We start from the raw sequence: 16,475 nt of genomic DNA, 5'->3' as shown, positions 1-16,475 counted from the left end.
GGCGGTCTAGCCCCGACGTGCCGGTCATTCAAGCGAGGCTGGGTCAGAACCCGCCCAGCCTCGCAATTCCGTGAGATCCTGCTGCATCCGGCGGCGATCACGCCCGGTTGGGCGCGGTCCGACACGGGGCACGGGTGCGGGCGATTGATCGTCGTACATACCCTGCGCTTCCGCCGCAGGACCGCGCCGCGTCGGAAGGCCGGTGATCGCGACAACACGGATGCGGTCGGCCTGCGGAAAGGTCACCATATCGCCGACCGACACCATCGTGCTGGACTTGCTGACCTTTTCACCGTTCAACCGGACGCCGACACCGTTAACCATCCGCGCGGCAAGCGTGCGCGTCTTAAAGAAACGCGCCTGCCACAGCCACTTGTCAATTCGCTGTTTTTGCGGTGCGTCGTTCACTTGTCCTTAAGCGCGGCCAGCGCGGCAAAGGGGTTATCCGGATCGATAGGCTTGTCGCGCTTCGGCTTGGCTTCGTAGGTTTTCGGCCCACGATCGCCCCCCTTCCCACCGGCCTTGTCCCGGCGCGGACCGCCTTTGCCCTGTGGCTTGCCACCCTTGCGCTGCGGCCGATCGCCCTGCCCCTCGCGGTTGCCTCCACGGCGGGGACCACGGTTCGGCTGACGGCGCGGGGCCCATGTGAAGGTGTAAAACACCTCCATCTCGGGCGCGTCCTCTGCCGCGACGTGGGCAGACATCTCGATCGGTGTTTCCAGCGGCTGCTCGCCGGGCACTTCAACAGGCGGCACTCCGGGAACTTCCTGCGGGTCCTCGACCGGCGTCTCGGCGGGAGGCGTCGGCGGCGTCTCGTCAGGTCCTTCCGGGATGACGGGCGAGTCGGGCGTATCTGGTGACGGCGGCGTATCGGGTTCAGGGGCGTCCGGCGTATCTGGTTTGGCGGGTGTATCGGGCGCGGTCGCCTTTACCTTGGCCCGTTCACCTTTCTCGGCATTGTATCCCAGACCGCCCATGAGGTCGGCGAACTGCTCCAGCGTCATGCCGGTAATCGACAGCATGTCCGCCGTCGCCTCAAAACCCCCACGCGAATCGGCAGGGCGTAGCAGATCTGCCAGACGCTCAAGCATGTCGATACGGATCGCGCGCGCGCCGGCAAGCCGGTAGCCCGCCATCGTGTAATAGCCTTTGGGCATGCCCTCGACATTTGGAACGGTCACCAGGCCGGGCGGCGGGGATTCGGGAAACTCCTGAAGGTCGTTCCAGAGCGACCAGAGCACCAGGCGAAGGCGCGTCGGGGCGGGCTTCAGCAGCAGTTGTTGAAAAATGGTGAATTGACCAAAACGCACGCCATGCTTGCGAAGCTGTCCGCGCGCATCCTGATCCAATTCCTTCACGTCCTGCGCGACCTCGTGACGCGGCAGGATGCCGAAGGATTCAAGCATCCGGAACGCGAAACCGCGGGCCAGCCCCGTAACCGTCTCGTCGCGCGACATTTCGATGAGCGGCTCCATCGCGGCGGCAACCTTGCGGTCGATGAAATGCTGGAGACGGCGCGTGACCTTCTGCATGACTTCGGGTCCGGCCTCTTCGTCGACGAAGGCCTCGACCGCGGGCTTGAGGGCTTCGCCCCCCTTCACCAGCTTGCCGACAGCCCGGTCGCCCCACATCAGGCCGCCTTGTTCGGTGAAGTCCATCTCGGTGTCAGGCGCATTGTAAAACCTGTCGGCGCGCAAATGGAACTCGGGGCGCAGGGCCTGCGTCGCGGCCTGCCGTACGGTCTTCGCCTCATCCGGCGAAGTCGTTCCCGTCTGGTGGAAGCGGAACCCTTCGAGACGCCCCAGCGTCTCGCCTTCGACGGTCACTTCGCCCTTATCGTTGATGTCGGCCAAAAGGCCCTCCTTCATCTTGAGCCGCCGGAGCAGCACGCTGGTTCGCCGGTCGACAAACCGATTTGTCAGTGCCTGGTGGAGCGCATCTGACAGGCGGTCCTCTACCGCCCGCGTGGCGTCTCGCCAATGCGATTCATTGTCCACCCAGTCTTTTCGCTGAGCAACATAGGTCCATGTGCGGATATATGCCAATCGTTTGGACAGCATGTCGATATCGCCCGCGGTCTTGTCGATGCGTTTGATCTGCCGGGCGAACCAATCGCCGTCGACGCGTCCCCGTTCGTGCAGGAAGCCGAAGATGCGGGCCAGCATCGTAGTGTGCTCGCCGTGGCTGATGCCCTGGAAGTCGGGAATTCGGCAAACATCCCAGAGCAGGCGCACGTCGCGGGCATCGCGGATGCGGCTGGCCACACCTTCCAACTCGTTAAGGGTTTTGAGCGACGACAGATCGTCAGCCTCCCGCCCCTTGACCAGCATCATGTCCGTGCTGGGGGCTTCCAACGACGCGATCAAAGCCTCGGGTGAGCCGAAGTCCAGACGCTCGTTGCGCCACATAAGCCGGTCGATGGGTTTGAAGCTGTGGGTCTGGATAGCCTCGATCTGGAACTCTTCCAGCGGTCCCGCCTCTCCGGTGACACCGAACGACCCCGGCTGCATGTAGCGGCCGGCCCGTCCCGCGATCTGCGCCAACTCGTGCGGCATAAGGGGGCGGATTCGCTGCCCGTCGAACTTGGAGGTGGCCGAGAATGCGACGTGTTTGATATCAAGGTTCAGTCCCATGCCGATGGCGTCCGTCGCCACCAGGTAATCCACGTCGCCGTTCTGGTACATTTCGACCTGAGCGTTGCGCGTTCGTGGCGAAAGCGCCCCCATTACGACCGCCGCCCCGCCCTTCTGCCGGCGTAGCAGCTCCGCAATCGCATACACATTCTCGACCGAAAACCCGACAATTGCCGTCCTTCCGGGCATACGACTTATCTTTTTCGGGCCTGTATAGGTTAACTCGCTAAAACGCTCCCGGCGCGTGAATTGCACCTTGGGAACCAGCGCCGCAATCGTGGGCCGCATCGTGTCGGACCCCATGAACAGCGTTTCGTGCAGACCCCGCATGTTGAGCAGTCTGTCCGTAAAGACATGCCCCCGGTCCGGGTCGGCGCAGAGTTGCACTTCATCCACGGCAACGAAATCGCTGCCCATGCCTTGCGGCATCGCTTCAACCGTACAGACCCAGTAGGCCGCACGTGCCGGGACGATACGCTCCTCTCCGGTAACAAGTGCCACGACCGAGGGTCCCCGGATCGCGACGATCCGGTCATAAACCTCTCGCGCCAGCAGCCGCAGCGGCAGGCCGATCACACCGTTGCGGTGCGACAACATACGTTCGATCGCGTAATGCGTTTTTCCCGTGTTCGTCGGCCCGAGGACCGCCGTCACCCGGCCAAGATTGGTATCCATTCAGAGGGTCCGTTCGCCGGTCTGCTGTTCCAACCGCTCGATGGCCTGGTTTACGTTTTCTTCCGCCGGATAGACCTGCGCGGCCGCCTTCAAAGCCCTGAGGGCACCGGCATCGTCGCCCAATTGCTGAAGAATGATGCCCAGTCCGGCCAGCGCGCCGAAATGTCGCGGCTCCAGAATCAGGACCTGTTCGATATCAGCGATCGCCGCCCCGTATTCTTCCATCAGGAAGAATGCGGTCGCCCGCTCGTTCCACCCTTCGGCGAAATCCGGCGCATGATCGGTCAGCGCGGTCAGATGCGAGATCGCCCGTTTGTAGTCGCCCGCCTCCATCGCGTCGGTGCCCCGCCGCAAAAGCAGGTCCAGCGCAGCACTGCCTGAATGGGTCCAACGTTCAAGGATTTCAGCCGCAAGGCGCGTGGCTTCGCCCGCATCTTCCTCCGCCGTCAGCGTGCCCAACCGGTTCAAAAGCACCTGGGCATCTTCCGACAGCACCTCCGGCGCGTCCTGCGCAAGTGAATACGTGGCGTAACAACACGCGACAGCAAGCGTGAGGGCCTTGAGAGTGACGCGCAGGTCAATCATCCTGTGTCGGACCCCATCCGCCGTTTCGGCGATCAGAATTCAAAGGAACTGATATGAGCGACATTATCAACGAGGCCGTCACACAGCTTTCTGCAAAGATTGGCACCTTCGACGGCAGCGTCAAGTTCGTGATCGAAGACGAAGGCGCAATCATGGTCGATTCCGACGGCGTGCGCGCCGGAGACGACGATGCCGATTGCACGATGACCGCCGACGCCGAGACTTTCAAGGGCATCCTCGACGGCGACGTGAACCCGACATCCGCCTTCATGACGGGCAAGCTTTCGGTCGACGGCGACATGAGCCAGGCGATGAAGCTGGGCGCTGAACTGTCCTGATGACCGAAACATGACCTACCCGGACGCGCCGTACCATGCCGACGTCGCCAGCGGACCACCTCAGGGCCGCGCCCATTGGGTGACGGCAGCGGATGGGGTCCGTGTCCGGGTTGCGGTCTGGCCCGAAGGGACACGCGGCACCGTGATGATCGTTCCGGGTCGGACGGAATATACCGAGAAATACTCCGACGCCGCCGCCCAATTGCACGCCCGCGGATTTGCCAGCGTAGCAATCGATGTCCGCGGCCAAGGACTGTCGCCACGCCCTGCGCATGATCGCCTGGTCGGCCATGTAAATGATTTCAAGGATTTCCAGATCGACGTTGATGCCGCTCTGGCGATGTGCACCGACATGGACCTGCCTCGCCCCTGGTATATTCTGGGGCATTCAATGGGCGGGTTGATCGCGCTGCGCACGCTTGTGCGTTGCCCAACCGCGTTCCGGCGAGCCGCATTCTCGGCCCCGATGTGGGGCCTCCCCCTGCCTCCGCACCGTCGGTTCATGGGCTGGACCATCTCCTCGGCTGCTGCGGCAATCGGACTTGGTGAACGCTCCGCCCGTCAGTCCGGCAACGCGGCCGATCCGGCGGCGGCCCCGTTCGAAGACAACCTGCTGACCCGCGATGCCAGGATGTTCGCCTGGATGAAACGACAGATCACGACTTATCCCGACCTGGCACTCGGTGGGCCATCGTTGGGCTGGGTCTGGGCGGCGTTGCGTGAAATGCACGCATGTGCCCGGTTGGCCGCGCCCGGCGTGCCCGCTCTAACATTTCTCGGCACAGACGAAGATATCGTTTCCGCCGATTCCATTCACGTTCGCATGGCGTCATGGCCGAATGGTGAGCTACAGATGGTCGAAGGTGCCCGGCACGAGGTTCTGATGGAAAACGCAGAGCTGCGCGGGCAGATCTACGATAGCATCGCCGCGCATTTCGACGGGCGGTTTCCGACGCCCGCGCCGTAGACGCTGAGCCGGTTCCCGGTCTAGGTTGGTGCAACGAACAACTGGCCACGGATAATCGGTGATAAGCCTGATTTCGCACGACAGCTTCGGCACACCCGCATGAGCGCGCTGCTCGGGCTGCCCGTGGCCCTGACTGCCGCCGTGTCCGTGGTATTCATCGTATTACTGGCACTTGGCTCTTACTGGCTGGCGCGGCGGGTTCTCGGGCCATTGGCCGTGGCGGAAACGCGGGAACTGGCCGGGTCCGTCCTGTTCCGCATAGCAGCGCTTCACGGGCTGGTTCTGGCGCTGGTGTTTGCTCAGGAACTGGGATCAATCCGGGATGTGAAGGTCGCCGCCGCTCGCGAAGCGGCCATGCTGGGCGACGTCTACTACGATTCCATCCGCTACGAGGCGGAGGAGGAGACGCAGCCGGTCCGTCACCACCTTGCCCGCTATGCCACAATCGTCGCAGAGGAAGAGTGGGCCGCCCTGAGCAGCACCGGCAGATTGACCGCGTCGGCATGGGCGGAATGGGAAGCCGCATACGGAGCGATCCTCGATCTTGAGCCACGGACCCTTCGGCAGGAGCGGCTTCTAAGCATCATGATCGACGACATACGCCAACTGTCCGAATTGCGCGAAGCACGGGAAAACGCGGTGCTCAGCGGTCCGCCGTGGCTGTTCCTCATGGCGGCACTGTCGGGCGTCGCGCTGATTTCGGCCGCCTATTTCACCTGGACGCCTTCGCCGCTCAACCTGACCCTTCTGTCCGGCTTCGCGGGCTACACCGGGCTGATCATCTATTTTATCGTGGCCTTTGCGAACCCCTATGCCCCACCGGGCGAGACGCGTCCCCTTGCATTTGAGCGGTTCCTGTCGGAGGCGGTGCGCACCGCCGCCGACGAGGCCGACTGATCAGACCAGCCGCCCCTGCTCTAGCCGCAGCGTCCGGTCCATCCGCGCCGCCAGTGCCAGGTTGTGCGTAGCTATCAAGGCCGACATCCCTGTCTCCCGCACCAGCGTCATAAGGGCGTCGAACACCGTATCCGACGTGCCGGGGTCGAGGTTGCCCGTCGGCTCGTCCGCCAGAAGCAGACTCGGCCCGTTGGCCAGTGCCCGGCAAAAGGCGGTGCGCTGCTGCTCGCCACCCGACATCTCGGCGGGGCGGTGATCCATCCGGTGCGACAGGCCCACGCGGCCCAAGAGGTCCTCGGCATGGGCCCGCGCCGTCGCCTGAGACACGCCGTTCGCCAATTGCGGCAGAATGATATTCTCTGCCGCCGTGAATTCCGGCAGCAGATGATGGAACTGATAGACAAAGCCGATCCGTTCCCGGCGGGCGCGCGTGCGCACGCGATCCGTCTGCCCGGTCAGGTCTTGGCCCGCCAGCGTCACCGTGCCCTTGTCAGGCGTGTCAAGCAGGCCCGCGATATGCAGCAGCGTCGACTTGCCCGCGCCCGACGGGGCGACCAACGCGGTCACATGCCCCGGCTCCAAAGTCAGATCCACACCATTGAGCACGCGGATCTCGCTGGGCTGGCCAAGGTTGTACCCCTTGAAGATGCCCGTCAGCTTCAGCGCCTCACTCATAGCGCAGGGCCTCCACCGGGTTCATGCGGGCCGCGCGGCGGGCCGGGAAGATCGTCACGACGAACGAAAGCGTCAACGACAGCGCGACAGCCGACAGCACATCGCCCAACTCCAGTCGCGCCGGCAGCGCCGAGATAAAGCGCACCGACGGATCCCAGACGCCGCCGCCCGCCATCCAGTTCACGAAGCTGAAAATCGGATCGATGTAGACCGCAAAGAGACACCCCAGCACCACGCCGATGGCCGTCCCGATGACCCCGATGCTCGCCCCGCACAAAAAGAATACGCGCAAGACCGTCCCTTCCGTCAGGCCCATCGTGCGAAGGATGCCAATGTCGCGCCCCTTGTTCTTGACCAACATGACCAGGCCGCTGGTGATGTTCAGCGTCGCGATCAGCACGAGGATCGATAGGATGACGAACATGATGTTGTCCTCCATCTGCAACGCACGCAGGAAGGCACCCGCGTTGTCCTTCCAAGTGAACAGGTAGGAACCTACTCCCGCCGCCGCTGCGATCGCGGGGGCCAACATGTCAACGCTTTCGGGGTCGGTCGTTACGACATGCACCTGGTCGGCAACGCCGGTGCGGTTGAAGTAAAGCTGCGCCTCCTCGAACGGCATGTAAACGCGGATCCGGTCGATGTCATAGCGGCCCACGCGGAATACGTACGCCACGTCGTAGACCTTGATGCGTGGACTGGTGCCCATAGGGGTCTTCTGCCCGTCCGGCGAGATCAGGCGCACCCTGTCGCCCGCCGTCACGCCCAATTCGCGCGCCAAAACGGCCCCGAGAGCAATCCCGCTTTCGAAATCGTCCAGAGATCCGGCGCTTTCTTCGGGGTTGGCGACCAACTCCACCCGGCGCAGGTCCTCCAGCGATACGCCGATCACCTGCACACCTGCGTTGCGCCCGTTGGCCGTGGCCATTACCTGCCCCTCGACCACCGGCATGGCGGAAGTGACGCCGGGCACCTGAGCAAGGGCGTCGGCCAACGCGTCGTAATTGGAAATCGTGCGCGTCAGTCGCCCGTCGGGCAGCGTCTCGCCGTAAGAATAGACACTGACATGCGGGTTGGCACCGACGATCGTGCCGACGAATTCATACCGGAACCCCGCGCGCACCGCCAAGGTCGCGATCAGCGCGAAAACCGCGAGCGCGATGCCGATCAGGCTGATCCAGGTCATGACGCTGATCCCGCCCTCGGAGCGCCGCGCCCGCAAATAGCGCCAGGCGATCATCCATTCGTAGCGTTTGAACATTAAAAGCGGCTTCCTTCGGAAGGGGGCGTCGGATCACATATGGGCGGCGTAGATCTCTTTCGCCCGTCCAATGGCGGCTTCGGCCGACATCTCCTCGCTCTCACCGGTGCGACGGCTCGTCAACTCGACCACACCGTTGCCCAAGCCGCGCGGACCAACCGTGATGCGCCACGGCAGGCCGATCAGGTCCATCGTCGCGAACTTCGCGCCCGCACGGTCCTTGCGGTCATCGTAAAGCGCCGAAAGGCCCTCTGCCTCCAGTGCCTTGTAGATGCCGTCGCAGGCGCTGTCGGTTGCGCTGTCACCCTGTTTAAGGTTCACGATACCAACATGGAACGGAGTCACCCCCTCGGGCCAGATGATGCCCTTATCGTCGTGGCTCGCTTCGATGATCGCGCCGACCAGGCGGCTGACGCCGATCCCGTGCGACCCCATGTGCACCGCCGTCGGCTTGCCATCAGGGCCCTGAACCTTGGCGTTCATGGCGTCGGAATACTTGGTTCCGAAGTAAAAAATCTGTCCCACCTCGATGCCGCGGGCGGAGCGGCGCCGCTCCTCGGGCACCTTTTCAAAAACGGCCTCGTCATGGGTCTCGTCCGTGCGGGCGTAGAGGCTCGTGAACTCCTCCATCACGCCCGCGCATTGCTCCACATCATCATAGTCGATGTCGCGCTTGCCAAGGACGATGTCCGTGACGTTGGCGTCATAGAAGACCTCCGACTCGCCCGTCTCGGCCAATACCAGGAATTCATGCGTGTTGTCGCCGCCCATGGCCCCTGAATCCGCACGCATCGGGATCGCCTGCAGGCCCATCCGCTCATAGGTGCGCAGATAGCTGACCAGGTGGCGGTTATAGGCGTGCAGCGCGTCTTCCTTGGTCAGGTCGAAGTTATAGCCGTCCTTCATTAGGAACTCGCGCCCGCGCATGACCCCGAAGCGGGGCCGCACTTCGTCGCGGAACTTCCACTGGATATGATACAGCGTCAGCGGCAGGTCCTTGTAGGACGACACGTGCGAGCGGAAGATATCGGTGATCATCTCCTCGTTCGTCGGACCATACAGCATCTCCCGATCCTGCCGGTCGGTGATCCGCAGCATTTCGGGCCCGAACGCGTCGTAGCGCCCGCTTTCGCGCCACAGATCCGCGCCTTGCAACGTCGGCATGAGCATCGGGATATGGCCCGCCCGCTCCTGCTCTTCGTGGACGATCCGTTCGATCCGCTTGAGCACACGGTAGCCCAGCGGAAGCCAGGAATAAATGCCTGCGGACGACTGCTTGATCATGCCCGCCCGCAGCATCAGGCGGTGGCTGGCGATCTGCGCCTCGGACGGGGTTTCCTTAAGGACGGGCAGGAAATAGCGGCTCAGGCGCATGGCGTTTTCTCTCGATTGGTCATGCTTGCGGTATCAATCGTGCCGGTCCGGGGCAAGATGCGCCGGCCGTTGCCGCGCAATCGAGGGATCAGCGTTTGACGACACGAACGCTCGGGGTGCAGCCCAACGAATTGGCCAACGACTTGAACCGCGCCTCGGCGACTTCGCCAAACAGCGCTTCGCCGTCCCCCTTCGGCAGGGACAGCTCCAACTGCGCCTTCTTCGGGTAAAGCTTCATCTTCCCCATCAGCGATGGATCCTGGGCCGAGAACATCGCGCCGAACCGCATCGCCTTGCCCACGACTTCCGCCTGCTGCGTGTCCTCATCGCCCAGAAGCGGTGCCAGCGCCTCGAACGGCGTGCCCTCCCGCTTGTTTCGGTAGCGGTGCAACAGGGCCAGCCCCATGTATACCCGCTCCGAATGGGTCAGACCGCCAAGGTTGGCACGGGTCGCGTTGTCAAAGCATATCTCAGCGCGGTAGTCGGGATGCGCGCGCCAACTGACATCGTGCAAAAGGCAACAGGCACGGATCAGACGGCGACGGCGATCCCGTTCGCGCGCGAACAGCGGCGCGATGAAATGGTACAGGACGCGCCCGAACCCCGGCAGGCGGGCCGAAGCCGCTTCTGACGCGCGGCAACTTTCGATCAACGGATCGCGTGCGCGCAACACGTCGGGCATCTGCTCGTACAAGAGGCCTTCCCGGATGCCATAGCTCGAAATGGCTATTTCCTTCGGCTTTACCGTCTTGACCACACGGTCCAGGACCTCGCAGGCGATCGGCACCAACGACATACGCGCCATCGAGGTGGATGTCCGCTTGCCAAGGTCGGCCATGTCCTGCGTGGCGATGAAATCCAGCGTTGCGCGCAAATCCTTGGGCGTCATCTTGTATTCATGCAGCACGTGCAGCGGATAGCCCCGCCGCTCCATGTCGACCCGCGCGATCGCGCGCCAGCTGCCGCCCACCAGGTAAAGCTTGTCATAGCGTGATCGGCCCAGAACCCGCGTCATCTCCTCGATCCCGGAGTCGATTTCCTTGCGGCGCGCCCCCTTGCCCTTGACCGCCTGCAACTTCAGCGGGCCCAGCTTGCCCGATACCGTGGCCCCCACCGCGCCGCCCTGCAGCTCCGCCAACTCCATCGACGACCCGCCGATGTCGCACATCAGGCCCTGCGCCTCGGGCCAGCCCAGCAGCACGCCCTGCCCCGACAGCCGCGCCTCCTCGGCTCCGTCGATCACCCAGAGCTTCAGGCCGGTCTGATCACGGACCTCCGCTTCGAAGGCGGGTCCGTCCTCGGCCTCGCGCACGGCTGCCGTGGCTACGGCGGTCAGGGAGTTCACCTCCATCCCCCGCGCGAGGATGGCAAACCGCTTGAGCGCCATCAGTGCTCGTACACGGCCCTCAGGGTTCAAGGTGCCCGTCTCGGCCAGGCCGGCCCCAAGGCCGCATAGGATCTTCTCGTTGAAGAAATACGCGGGCGACCGTGCCGCGCCGTCAAAAACCACAAGCCGGACGGAGTTCGACCCGACGTCGATGACGCCTACCCGGCGCAGCGCCCGCGCCTCGGGTCCATCGAACAGCGGCGCACCAAAGGGGCCAGATTCCTCCGGGTCGATCACGTCACCCAACATGCAGCCGGCCCCTTCCCGTCTTGATGCGGAACGTCTGCCACGCTGCGCGCGGCGGGGTCAACGCGCTCAATCGCTGCTATGTGTCAATTCCGGCACGTCCTTGGCCCCGGCGGACCCCCGACCCGACAGCGACGGATTCTCCATGAAGAACCGGTGACAGCTGAACGGATTGTCCACACCCGTCAGGTCGGGCCGAACCCAGTCGCCTTCGGGCCCCAAGACCCAGCTTTGTGCCGTGTCAGCCAGGTTTGCCGCCATGATCTGACTGACGATCTGCGCCTTCACCGTGGGGTTTACGCATTCGATCAGCGTCTCAACCCGGCGGTTCAGGTTGCGCCCCATCCAGTCGGCGGAGCTGATGTAGACACGCGCCTTCTTGCTGGGCAGGCCATGACCATTTCCGAAACACACGATCCGTGAATGCTCCAGAAACCGGCCCACGATGGATTTGACCCGGATATTCTCGGACAAGTCCTTCACGCCCGGCCGCAATCCGCAGATACCCCGGATCACAAGGTCGATGCGCACCCCGGCCTGGCTGGCCGCGTAAAGCGCGTCGATCACGTCCGGCTCGATCAGGGCGTTCATCTTGGCCCATATCGCGGCCGGTTTCCCTGCCCTGGCGTATTCCGCCTCGGCCGCGATGGAGGCCAAGAGGTGCTCCTTCATCTGGCTGGGTGAAATGGCCAGGTTTTCCAAGCCGTCAGGCGGCGCATAGCCCGAGATGAAATTGAACACCTTCGTCGCGTCGCGCCCGAGCGTGGTAGAGCAGGTAAAAAGCGACAAATCCGTATAGATCCGCGCCGTCATCGGGTGGTAATTGCCCGTCCCGAAGTGCGTGTAAGTGACCAGCTTGTCGCCTTCGCGGCGGACCACGGTCGAGATCTTGGCGTGGGTCTTCATATGGGTGAAACCATAAACCACATGCGCGCCCGCCCGCTCCAACCGGCGCGACTGCCGGATGTTCGCGGCCTCATCGAAGCGGGCTTTCAACTCCACAAGTGCGGTGACGGTCTTGCCAGCCTCGGCCGCTTCGCACAGCGCGGCCACGATCGGGCTGTCGCGCGATGTGCGGTACAGGGTCTGCTTGATCGCCACCACGTCCGGGTCGTTCGCCGCCTGCGTCAGGAAGCGCACGACCATGTCGAATGTCTCGTAGGGGTGGTGCAGCAGCATGTCCTTCTGACGGATCGCGGCGAACATGTCGCCACCATGGTCCTGCACCCGCTCGGGCACGCGGGGGGTGAACGTGGGCCACAGCATGTCCTTGCGGTCTCCCACGACCAACTCCTTGAGCGCGGCCAGGCCGATAAGGCCATCGACCTCGATCACCTCGCTCTCGTCCACGCCGATCTCCTCCACGATCTCCCGGCGCAGACCTTCGGGCGCATGGGCTGTCATCTTGAGGCGGATGATCTCGCCACGCCGACGGCGCTTGAGCGCGGTCTCGAACTCCCGCACCAGGTCCTCGGCCTCTTCCTCGACCTCCAGGTCACTGTCGCGCAGCACGCGAAAGGCGCAGTGGCCCTTGAGGACGTAGCCGGGAAAGAGCTGCTCGATCTGCAACAGCAGCAATTCTTCCAAAGGCAGAAATCGGATCGGCACGTCGTTGCCGTCTTCGGGCGTCAGACGAATGAAGCGGTCGATCTGCGCAGGTACCGGCAGCAGCGCACGCAGCGTCCGCCTGTCCGACCGGCGCTCCATCTGCACGGCAACCGCGAACCCCTCGTTCGGGATGAACGGGAACGGATGCGCCGGGTCGATCGCCAAAGGCGACACGATGGGAAACACCGAATTGAGGAACAGCGTGCGCATCTGCTGCTTTTCCTCGTCGGTCAGGTCAGTTGCCGCTAGAAGGCTGACTTTTTCCTTCTCCATCTCCAGCCGCAGCGCCTTCCAGACGGCCTGTTGATGGGACAGCAGGCGCACCGCATCCTCGTCGATCATCGCCAACTGTTCGGCGGGCGTGCGTCCGTCGGCGGCTGGCGTGCGGTTGCCCGCACGCGCCAATTCCCGCAGGCCAGCCACGCGAACGGTATAGAACTCGTCCAGATTGGCCGCCGAAATCGACAGGAAGCGCAGCCGCTCCAAAAGGGGCACGCGCGGGTTCTCCGCTTCCTCCAGAACACGCCAATTGAAGGCCAGCCAACTGCGTTCACGGTTGAAGAACCGCTTGGGGCTGGTCCGCCGGTCTTCGTCCAACTCGACCGGGTCGGGCAGCGGGGCATTCAGGAAGTCGGCGGCAAGGGGTGCGGTCAGATCTTTCATCATGGGACGCGTCTAGGCACCTTTCGTGTCGGGGAAGTGACAGCCTAGGTCCCGGGCCGAACGCTGTCCAGCCAAACGGGGCGTGCGCGACCGTCAGCCTTCTAGCAGCGTCCGGGCCAGCGACTGGCTCACCGGAACGCCGCGCGCCAGCGATTCCCGGTCCAGGGCCTCGACCATGGTGCGGGCGGCTATGAAGCTCCGCTCCATACGGGGCAAAAGAAAGCCGATCAACGCCGGCTTCACCTGCAACTGACGATCCGCGAACAGCTTGAGCAAGACCACCGACAGCAGCATGTCATCCGGATCACTGATGACCGCCGGCGTCAGCGACGACAGGCGGCTTTTCAGGTCCGCCAGTTTCACCGGCCAGTCCGACGGCATTCCCCGCCCCGTCAGCAGCAGCCCATTCCCCTTTTGCGCGCAGGCGTTCCAGAGGTGAAAAAGCGCCTCCTCATCGACGCCCCGGTCCACATCCTCGACGACCAGCGGGCGGTCGGCCAGATCGGGTGCATCCACCGCTTTCAGATCGCGGGCACGCAGACGCAGGGCACCGCTTTCCTCGGCCCAGATGGCGGCAAGATGCGACTTGCCCGCACCCTCCGGGCCAACCAAGGCCAGCCGGCGGTCGGGCCAGTCCGGCCATTGATCCACAAGCGCCAGCGCCGTGTCATTCGTGGGCGAGACCATGAAATCGTCACGGCCCGTCGCATTGAGCCGTGGCAGGGCAATAGAGAGTTGCGTCATCGGATCACGCGTCGTCCGACGATCCGGTGCCCTCGGGCAGCAAATCTGTCGTACCCCGCCCCCGGTAGAGAAGGCTGTCCTTGTATTCAGATACCGCGTGCCGCGTGACCACGCCCATCGCCGCGGCGACCGGCACGGCCACCAGCATGCCGACGAAGCCATAGATCGAACCGAACGCCGACAGCGCGAACAACAGCCAGACCGGGTGCAGCCCGACGCTCTCTCCGACCAGCTTGGGCGTCAGAATGTTGCCTTCCAGGAATTGTCCTGCCACGAAAATCGCCGCCACCAGGCCGATGGCCGCCCAGTCGCCCCAGAACTGGAACAGCGCAAGGCCGATCGCCAAGCCGCCGCCGACCAGCGCGCCGACGTAGGGAATGAAGGTAATCAGCCCCGCGATCGCCCCCACGACCAGCCCGAACTGCAATCCCACCAGCATCAGCCCGACCGAGTAATACGTCCCCAAGATCAGGCAGACGGTCAGCTGGCCCCGCACGAAACTGGCCAACGTCGCATCGATGTCGGCGGCAATACGGCGAATCCGGCCCACATGGTCGCGCGGCAACATCTCATCAACGCGGGCGACCAGATTGTCCCAGTCCAGCAGCAGGTAGAACGCCACGACCGGCACCACCACGATGAACACGACCGCATTTACCACGCCAAACACATAGCCCAGCACTTGCTGCGCCAGTTCACCGCCACTTGCCCGGATCAACTCGGCCAGATCGGCCAGCGCGGTCTGGACGAGGCCGCCTTCGGACACCAGATCGGGAAATCGGGACGTCAGTGTGCCGCGAAGGGCAGCGAAGTAATCCGGTGCCGCGCGCACGAGGGCATTGGTCTGCTGCACCAGCAAGGGGATCAGCACCGCGACCGCGACCACCAGGATCAGGACACCCACCAGCGTGATCACCGTCGTCGCCGCCGCCCGCGGCAGGCCGAGAAGCTCCAGCCGATCGGCAAGAGGGTCCAGAATATACGCAATGGCCGCCCCAACCACGAACGGCAACAGCACGGGCCCCAGATACCACAAGAGCACCAGAAGCGCCGCCGCCGCCACGCCCCAATAGAGCATCTGTTGTTTGACCGGCAGCGCCATGCCCGTTCTCCCATGTTGGTCCGCTCTAGATGCCCGCGCGCGCGGGGCGAATCAAGGCGTTGCCAGCGGGACCCTGACCCGCATAGGTTTAAGCCTGACCGCGACAATCCGAACGATGCCGGTGCGCCTGCGATATCTGTCTGCCCTTCTCGCGACTATGGCCGCCCCGGCATCGGCGCAGGATGCCTGCGGCATGGCAGGCTGCACCACCCAGGAGACTGCCGACGCCACGCAGCTCACGCAGGCCGAGCGTCGCCTGACCGAACGGGAAGTCTTCCTGATGGCCTCCGATATCCTGGCCGTCTCGGGCCTCGCCAACACGCTCAAGGTCGAGGAGACGATGGATGTCTTCAACGCCGCGGCCTACTTGCAGGACGGCGAACGCTGGATCGGGTTCAACCCGCTCTGGGTGCTACAATTCAAGGATCTGCCCACCGGCGAACGCTGGCCACTGTATGCCGTGGTCGCACACGAGATCGGGCATCACCTGCTGGGTCACACGGTCGTCCCCGGCGGATCGCGCCCCGCAACCGAGCTGGAGGCGGACACCTATGCAGGGTTCGTGCTGCACGCCTTGGGAGCCGACCTGGCGCAGGCCACGGCACTTTGGCAGGGGTTCAGCCGGAAGGGCTCCGACACCCACCCGCCCCGCGCCCTGCGCCTTTCCGCAGTCGAACAGGGCTGGCACGGGTCGGCCGGACGGGCGGGCCTTGCACTTCCCGGCGACACGGGCGCGCCCCAGGCGGATGCAGCGTCGATCAGGCAACGCCCCGGAGCTCCGGTCGGCGATCTTCAAGGCGCTCATGAGGTGCCCGCCGAAACGCGGTCGCCCGATCTAGACCGGCCCGATCTGTCGGCCCGTGCGATCTGCGCGCCGCTGCCCAAAGGGGGTCCGCGCGGCCGGCTCTGCGCCTCCTCGGCATCTGATGCACAACAGGTTGCCCGGCTTACCGACGACAACCGCCGCAATGCCTGGACCGAGCAGGATCCCGGTCCCGGCATTGGCACACGTCTCGTCTTCGATTTCACGACACGGACGTCACCCCGCCGCCTGACGGTGGTGAATGGCGACAACAGTGATGAAAAATCGTTCCAACGGCACGCAAGACTGGAGACGCTGACGCTGCGCGGATCGAACGGGCATACCCGGTCGGTCGTGGTGCGCGACAACCGGCGCGAGCAGACGTGGACGCTTGCGGGGTTCGAGGGCGTCAATTGGATCGAAGTCACCGTCGACAGCGTCATCGCAGGGCGGCGATACGAAGTACTGGCCGTCTCCCGACTGCGAATCGACTGACCCGCGCCCGGTGCCGGGGCGGG

14 protein-coding genes are annotated in these 16,475 nt (G+C 64.1%); 4 read left to right on the top strand and 10 right to left on the bottom strand.

Annotation, left to right across the window (positions count from 1 at the left end):
- Window positions 1–24: 24 nt before the first annotated feature.
- The 3 genes from BLV27_RS08915 to BLV27_RS08905 are packed head-to-tail and all read right to left on the bottom strand — an operon-like array spanning window position 25 to window position 3,893.
- Window positions 25–408, bottom strand: a complete 384-nt coding sequence (locus BLV27_RS08915) for an RNA-binding S4 domain-containing protein (RefSeq protein WP_092645066.1) — start codon at window positions 406–408, stop codon at window positions 25–27.
- Window positions 405–3,308, bottom strand: a complete 2,904-nt coding sequence (locus BLV27_RS08910; protein ID WP_092645064.1) for a helicase-related protein — start codon at window positions 3,306–3,308, stop codon at window positions 405–407. Before BLV27_RS08910 ends, BLV27_RS08915 begins: the two co-directional genes overlap by 4 nt.
- The gene (locus tag BLV27_RS08905; protein WP_139176579.1) at window positions 3,309–3,893 is read right to left on the bottom strand and encodes a tetratricopeptide repeat protein; all 585 of its coding nucleotides are present in this window, start codon (window positions 3,891–3,893) and stop codon (window positions 3,309–3,311) included.
- Between the two features lie 53 nt (window positions 3,894–3,946).
- Between BLV27_RS08905 and BLV27_RS08900 the strand changes: the two genes are divergently transcribed.
- From BLV27_RS08900 to BLV27_RS08890, 3 genes are all read left to right on the top strand, one after another.
- Window positions 3,947–4,231 (top strand): SCP2 sterol-binding domain-containing protein, encoded by a 285-nt coding sequence (locus BLV27_RS08900; protein ID WP_092645061.1) that lies wholly within the window; start codon window positions 3,947–3,949, stop codon window positions 4,229–4,231.
- A 10-nt stretch (window positions 4,232–4,241) separates the two neighbouring features.
- Window positions 4,242–5,198 (top strand): alpha/beta fold hydrolase, encoded by a 957-nt coding sequence (locus BLV27_RS08895; RefSeq protein WP_092645059.1) that lies wholly within the window; start codon window positions 4,242–4,244, stop codon window positions 5,196–5,198.
- Window positions 5,199–5,297: 99 nt separating this feature from the next.
- Window positions 5,298–6,095, top strand: coding sequence for a bestrophin-like domain (locus BLV27_RS08890; protein ID WP_092645057.1), 798 nt, complete (start codon window positions 5,298–5,300; stop codon window positions 6,093–6,095).
- Here the strand turns inward: BLV27_RS08890 and BLV27_RS08885 are convergent, their stop codons facing one another.
- The 7 genes from BLV27_RS08885 to BLV27_RS08855 all read right to left on the bottom strand — a co-directional run bounded on the left by BLV27_RS08885 (window position 6,096) and on the right by BLV27_RS08855 (window position 15,155).
- Complete coding sequence (locus tag BLV27_RS08885; RefSeq protein WP_092645055.1) at window positions 6,096–6,770, bottom strand: ABC transporter ATP-binding protein; 675 nt, start codon at window positions 6,768–6,770, stop codon at window positions 6,096–6,098. It abuts the gene before it with no gap.
- Window positions 6,763–8,031, bottom strand: a complete 1,269-nt coding sequence (locus BLV27_RS08880; protein WP_092645053.1) for a lipoprotein-releasing ABC transporter permease subunit — start codon at window positions 8,029–8,031, stop codon at window positions 6,763–6,765. The genes BLV27_RS08885 and BLV27_RS08880 overlap by 8 nt, the downstream gene beginning before the upstream one ends.
- Window positions 8,032–8,064: 33 nt before the next feature.
- Window positions 8,065–9,405 (bottom strand): proline--tRNA ligase, encoded by a 1,341-nt coding sequence (gene proS / locus BLV27_RS08875; RefSeq protein ID WP_092645051.1) that lies wholly within the window; start codon window positions 9,403–9,405, stop codon window positions 8,065–8,067.
- A gap of 88 nt (window positions 9,406–9,493) precedes the next feature.
- Complete coding sequence (locus BLV27_RS08870; protein ID WP_092645049.1) at window positions 9,494–11,041, bottom strand: Ppx/GppA family phosphatase; 1,548 nt, start codon at window positions 11,039–11,041, stop codon at window positions 9,494–9,496.
- A gap of 66 nt (window positions 11,042–11,107) precedes the next feature.
- Window positions 11,108–13,309, bottom strand: a complete 2,202-nt coding sequence (locus BLV27_RS08865; RefSeq protein WP_092645275.1) for an RNA degradosome polyphosphate kinase — start codon at window positions 13,307–13,309, stop codon at window positions 11,108–11,110.
- 93 nt (window positions 13,310–13,402) lie between these two features.
- Window positions 13,403–14,053 carry a P-loop NTPase family protein gene (locus tag BLV27_RS08860; protein ID WP_092645047.1) on the bottom strand — a complete coding sequence of 217 codons (651 nt, stop codon included), beginning with the start codon at window positions 14,051–14,053 and terminating at the stop codon, window positions 13,403–13,405.
- A 4-nt stretch (window positions 14,054–14,057) separates the two neighbouring features.
- Window positions 14,058–15,155: an AI-2E family transporter gene (locus BLV27_RS08855; RefSeq protein WP_092645045.1), complete on the bottom strand. Its 1,098-nt coding sequence runs from the start codon at window positions 15,153–15,155 to the stop codon at window positions 14,058–14,060.
- Between the two features lie 157 nt (window positions 15,156–15,312).
- Here BLV27_RS08855 and BLV27_RS08850 point away from each other — a divergent pair, with 157 nt between their 5' ends.
- The gene (locus BLV27_RS08850) at window positions 15,313–16,452 is read left to right on the top strand and encodes an NADase-type glycan-binding domain-containing protein (protein WP_170831395.1); all 1,140 of its coding nucleotides are present in this window, start codon (window positions 15,313–15,315) and stop codon (window positions 16,450–16,452) included.
- Window positions 16,453–16,475 lie beyond the last annotated feature (23 nt).

The sequence above is a fragment of the Jannaschia faecimaris genome, from assembly GCF_900107415.1.
In the GTDB taxonomy this organism is placed as follows: Bacteria; Pseudomonadota; Alphaproteobacteria; order Rhodobacterales; family Rhodobacteraceae; genus Jannaschia; species Jannaschia faecimaris.
Note: the sequence above shows the minus strand (reverse complement) of the source record. Positions and strands in the feature narration are given on the sequence as shown.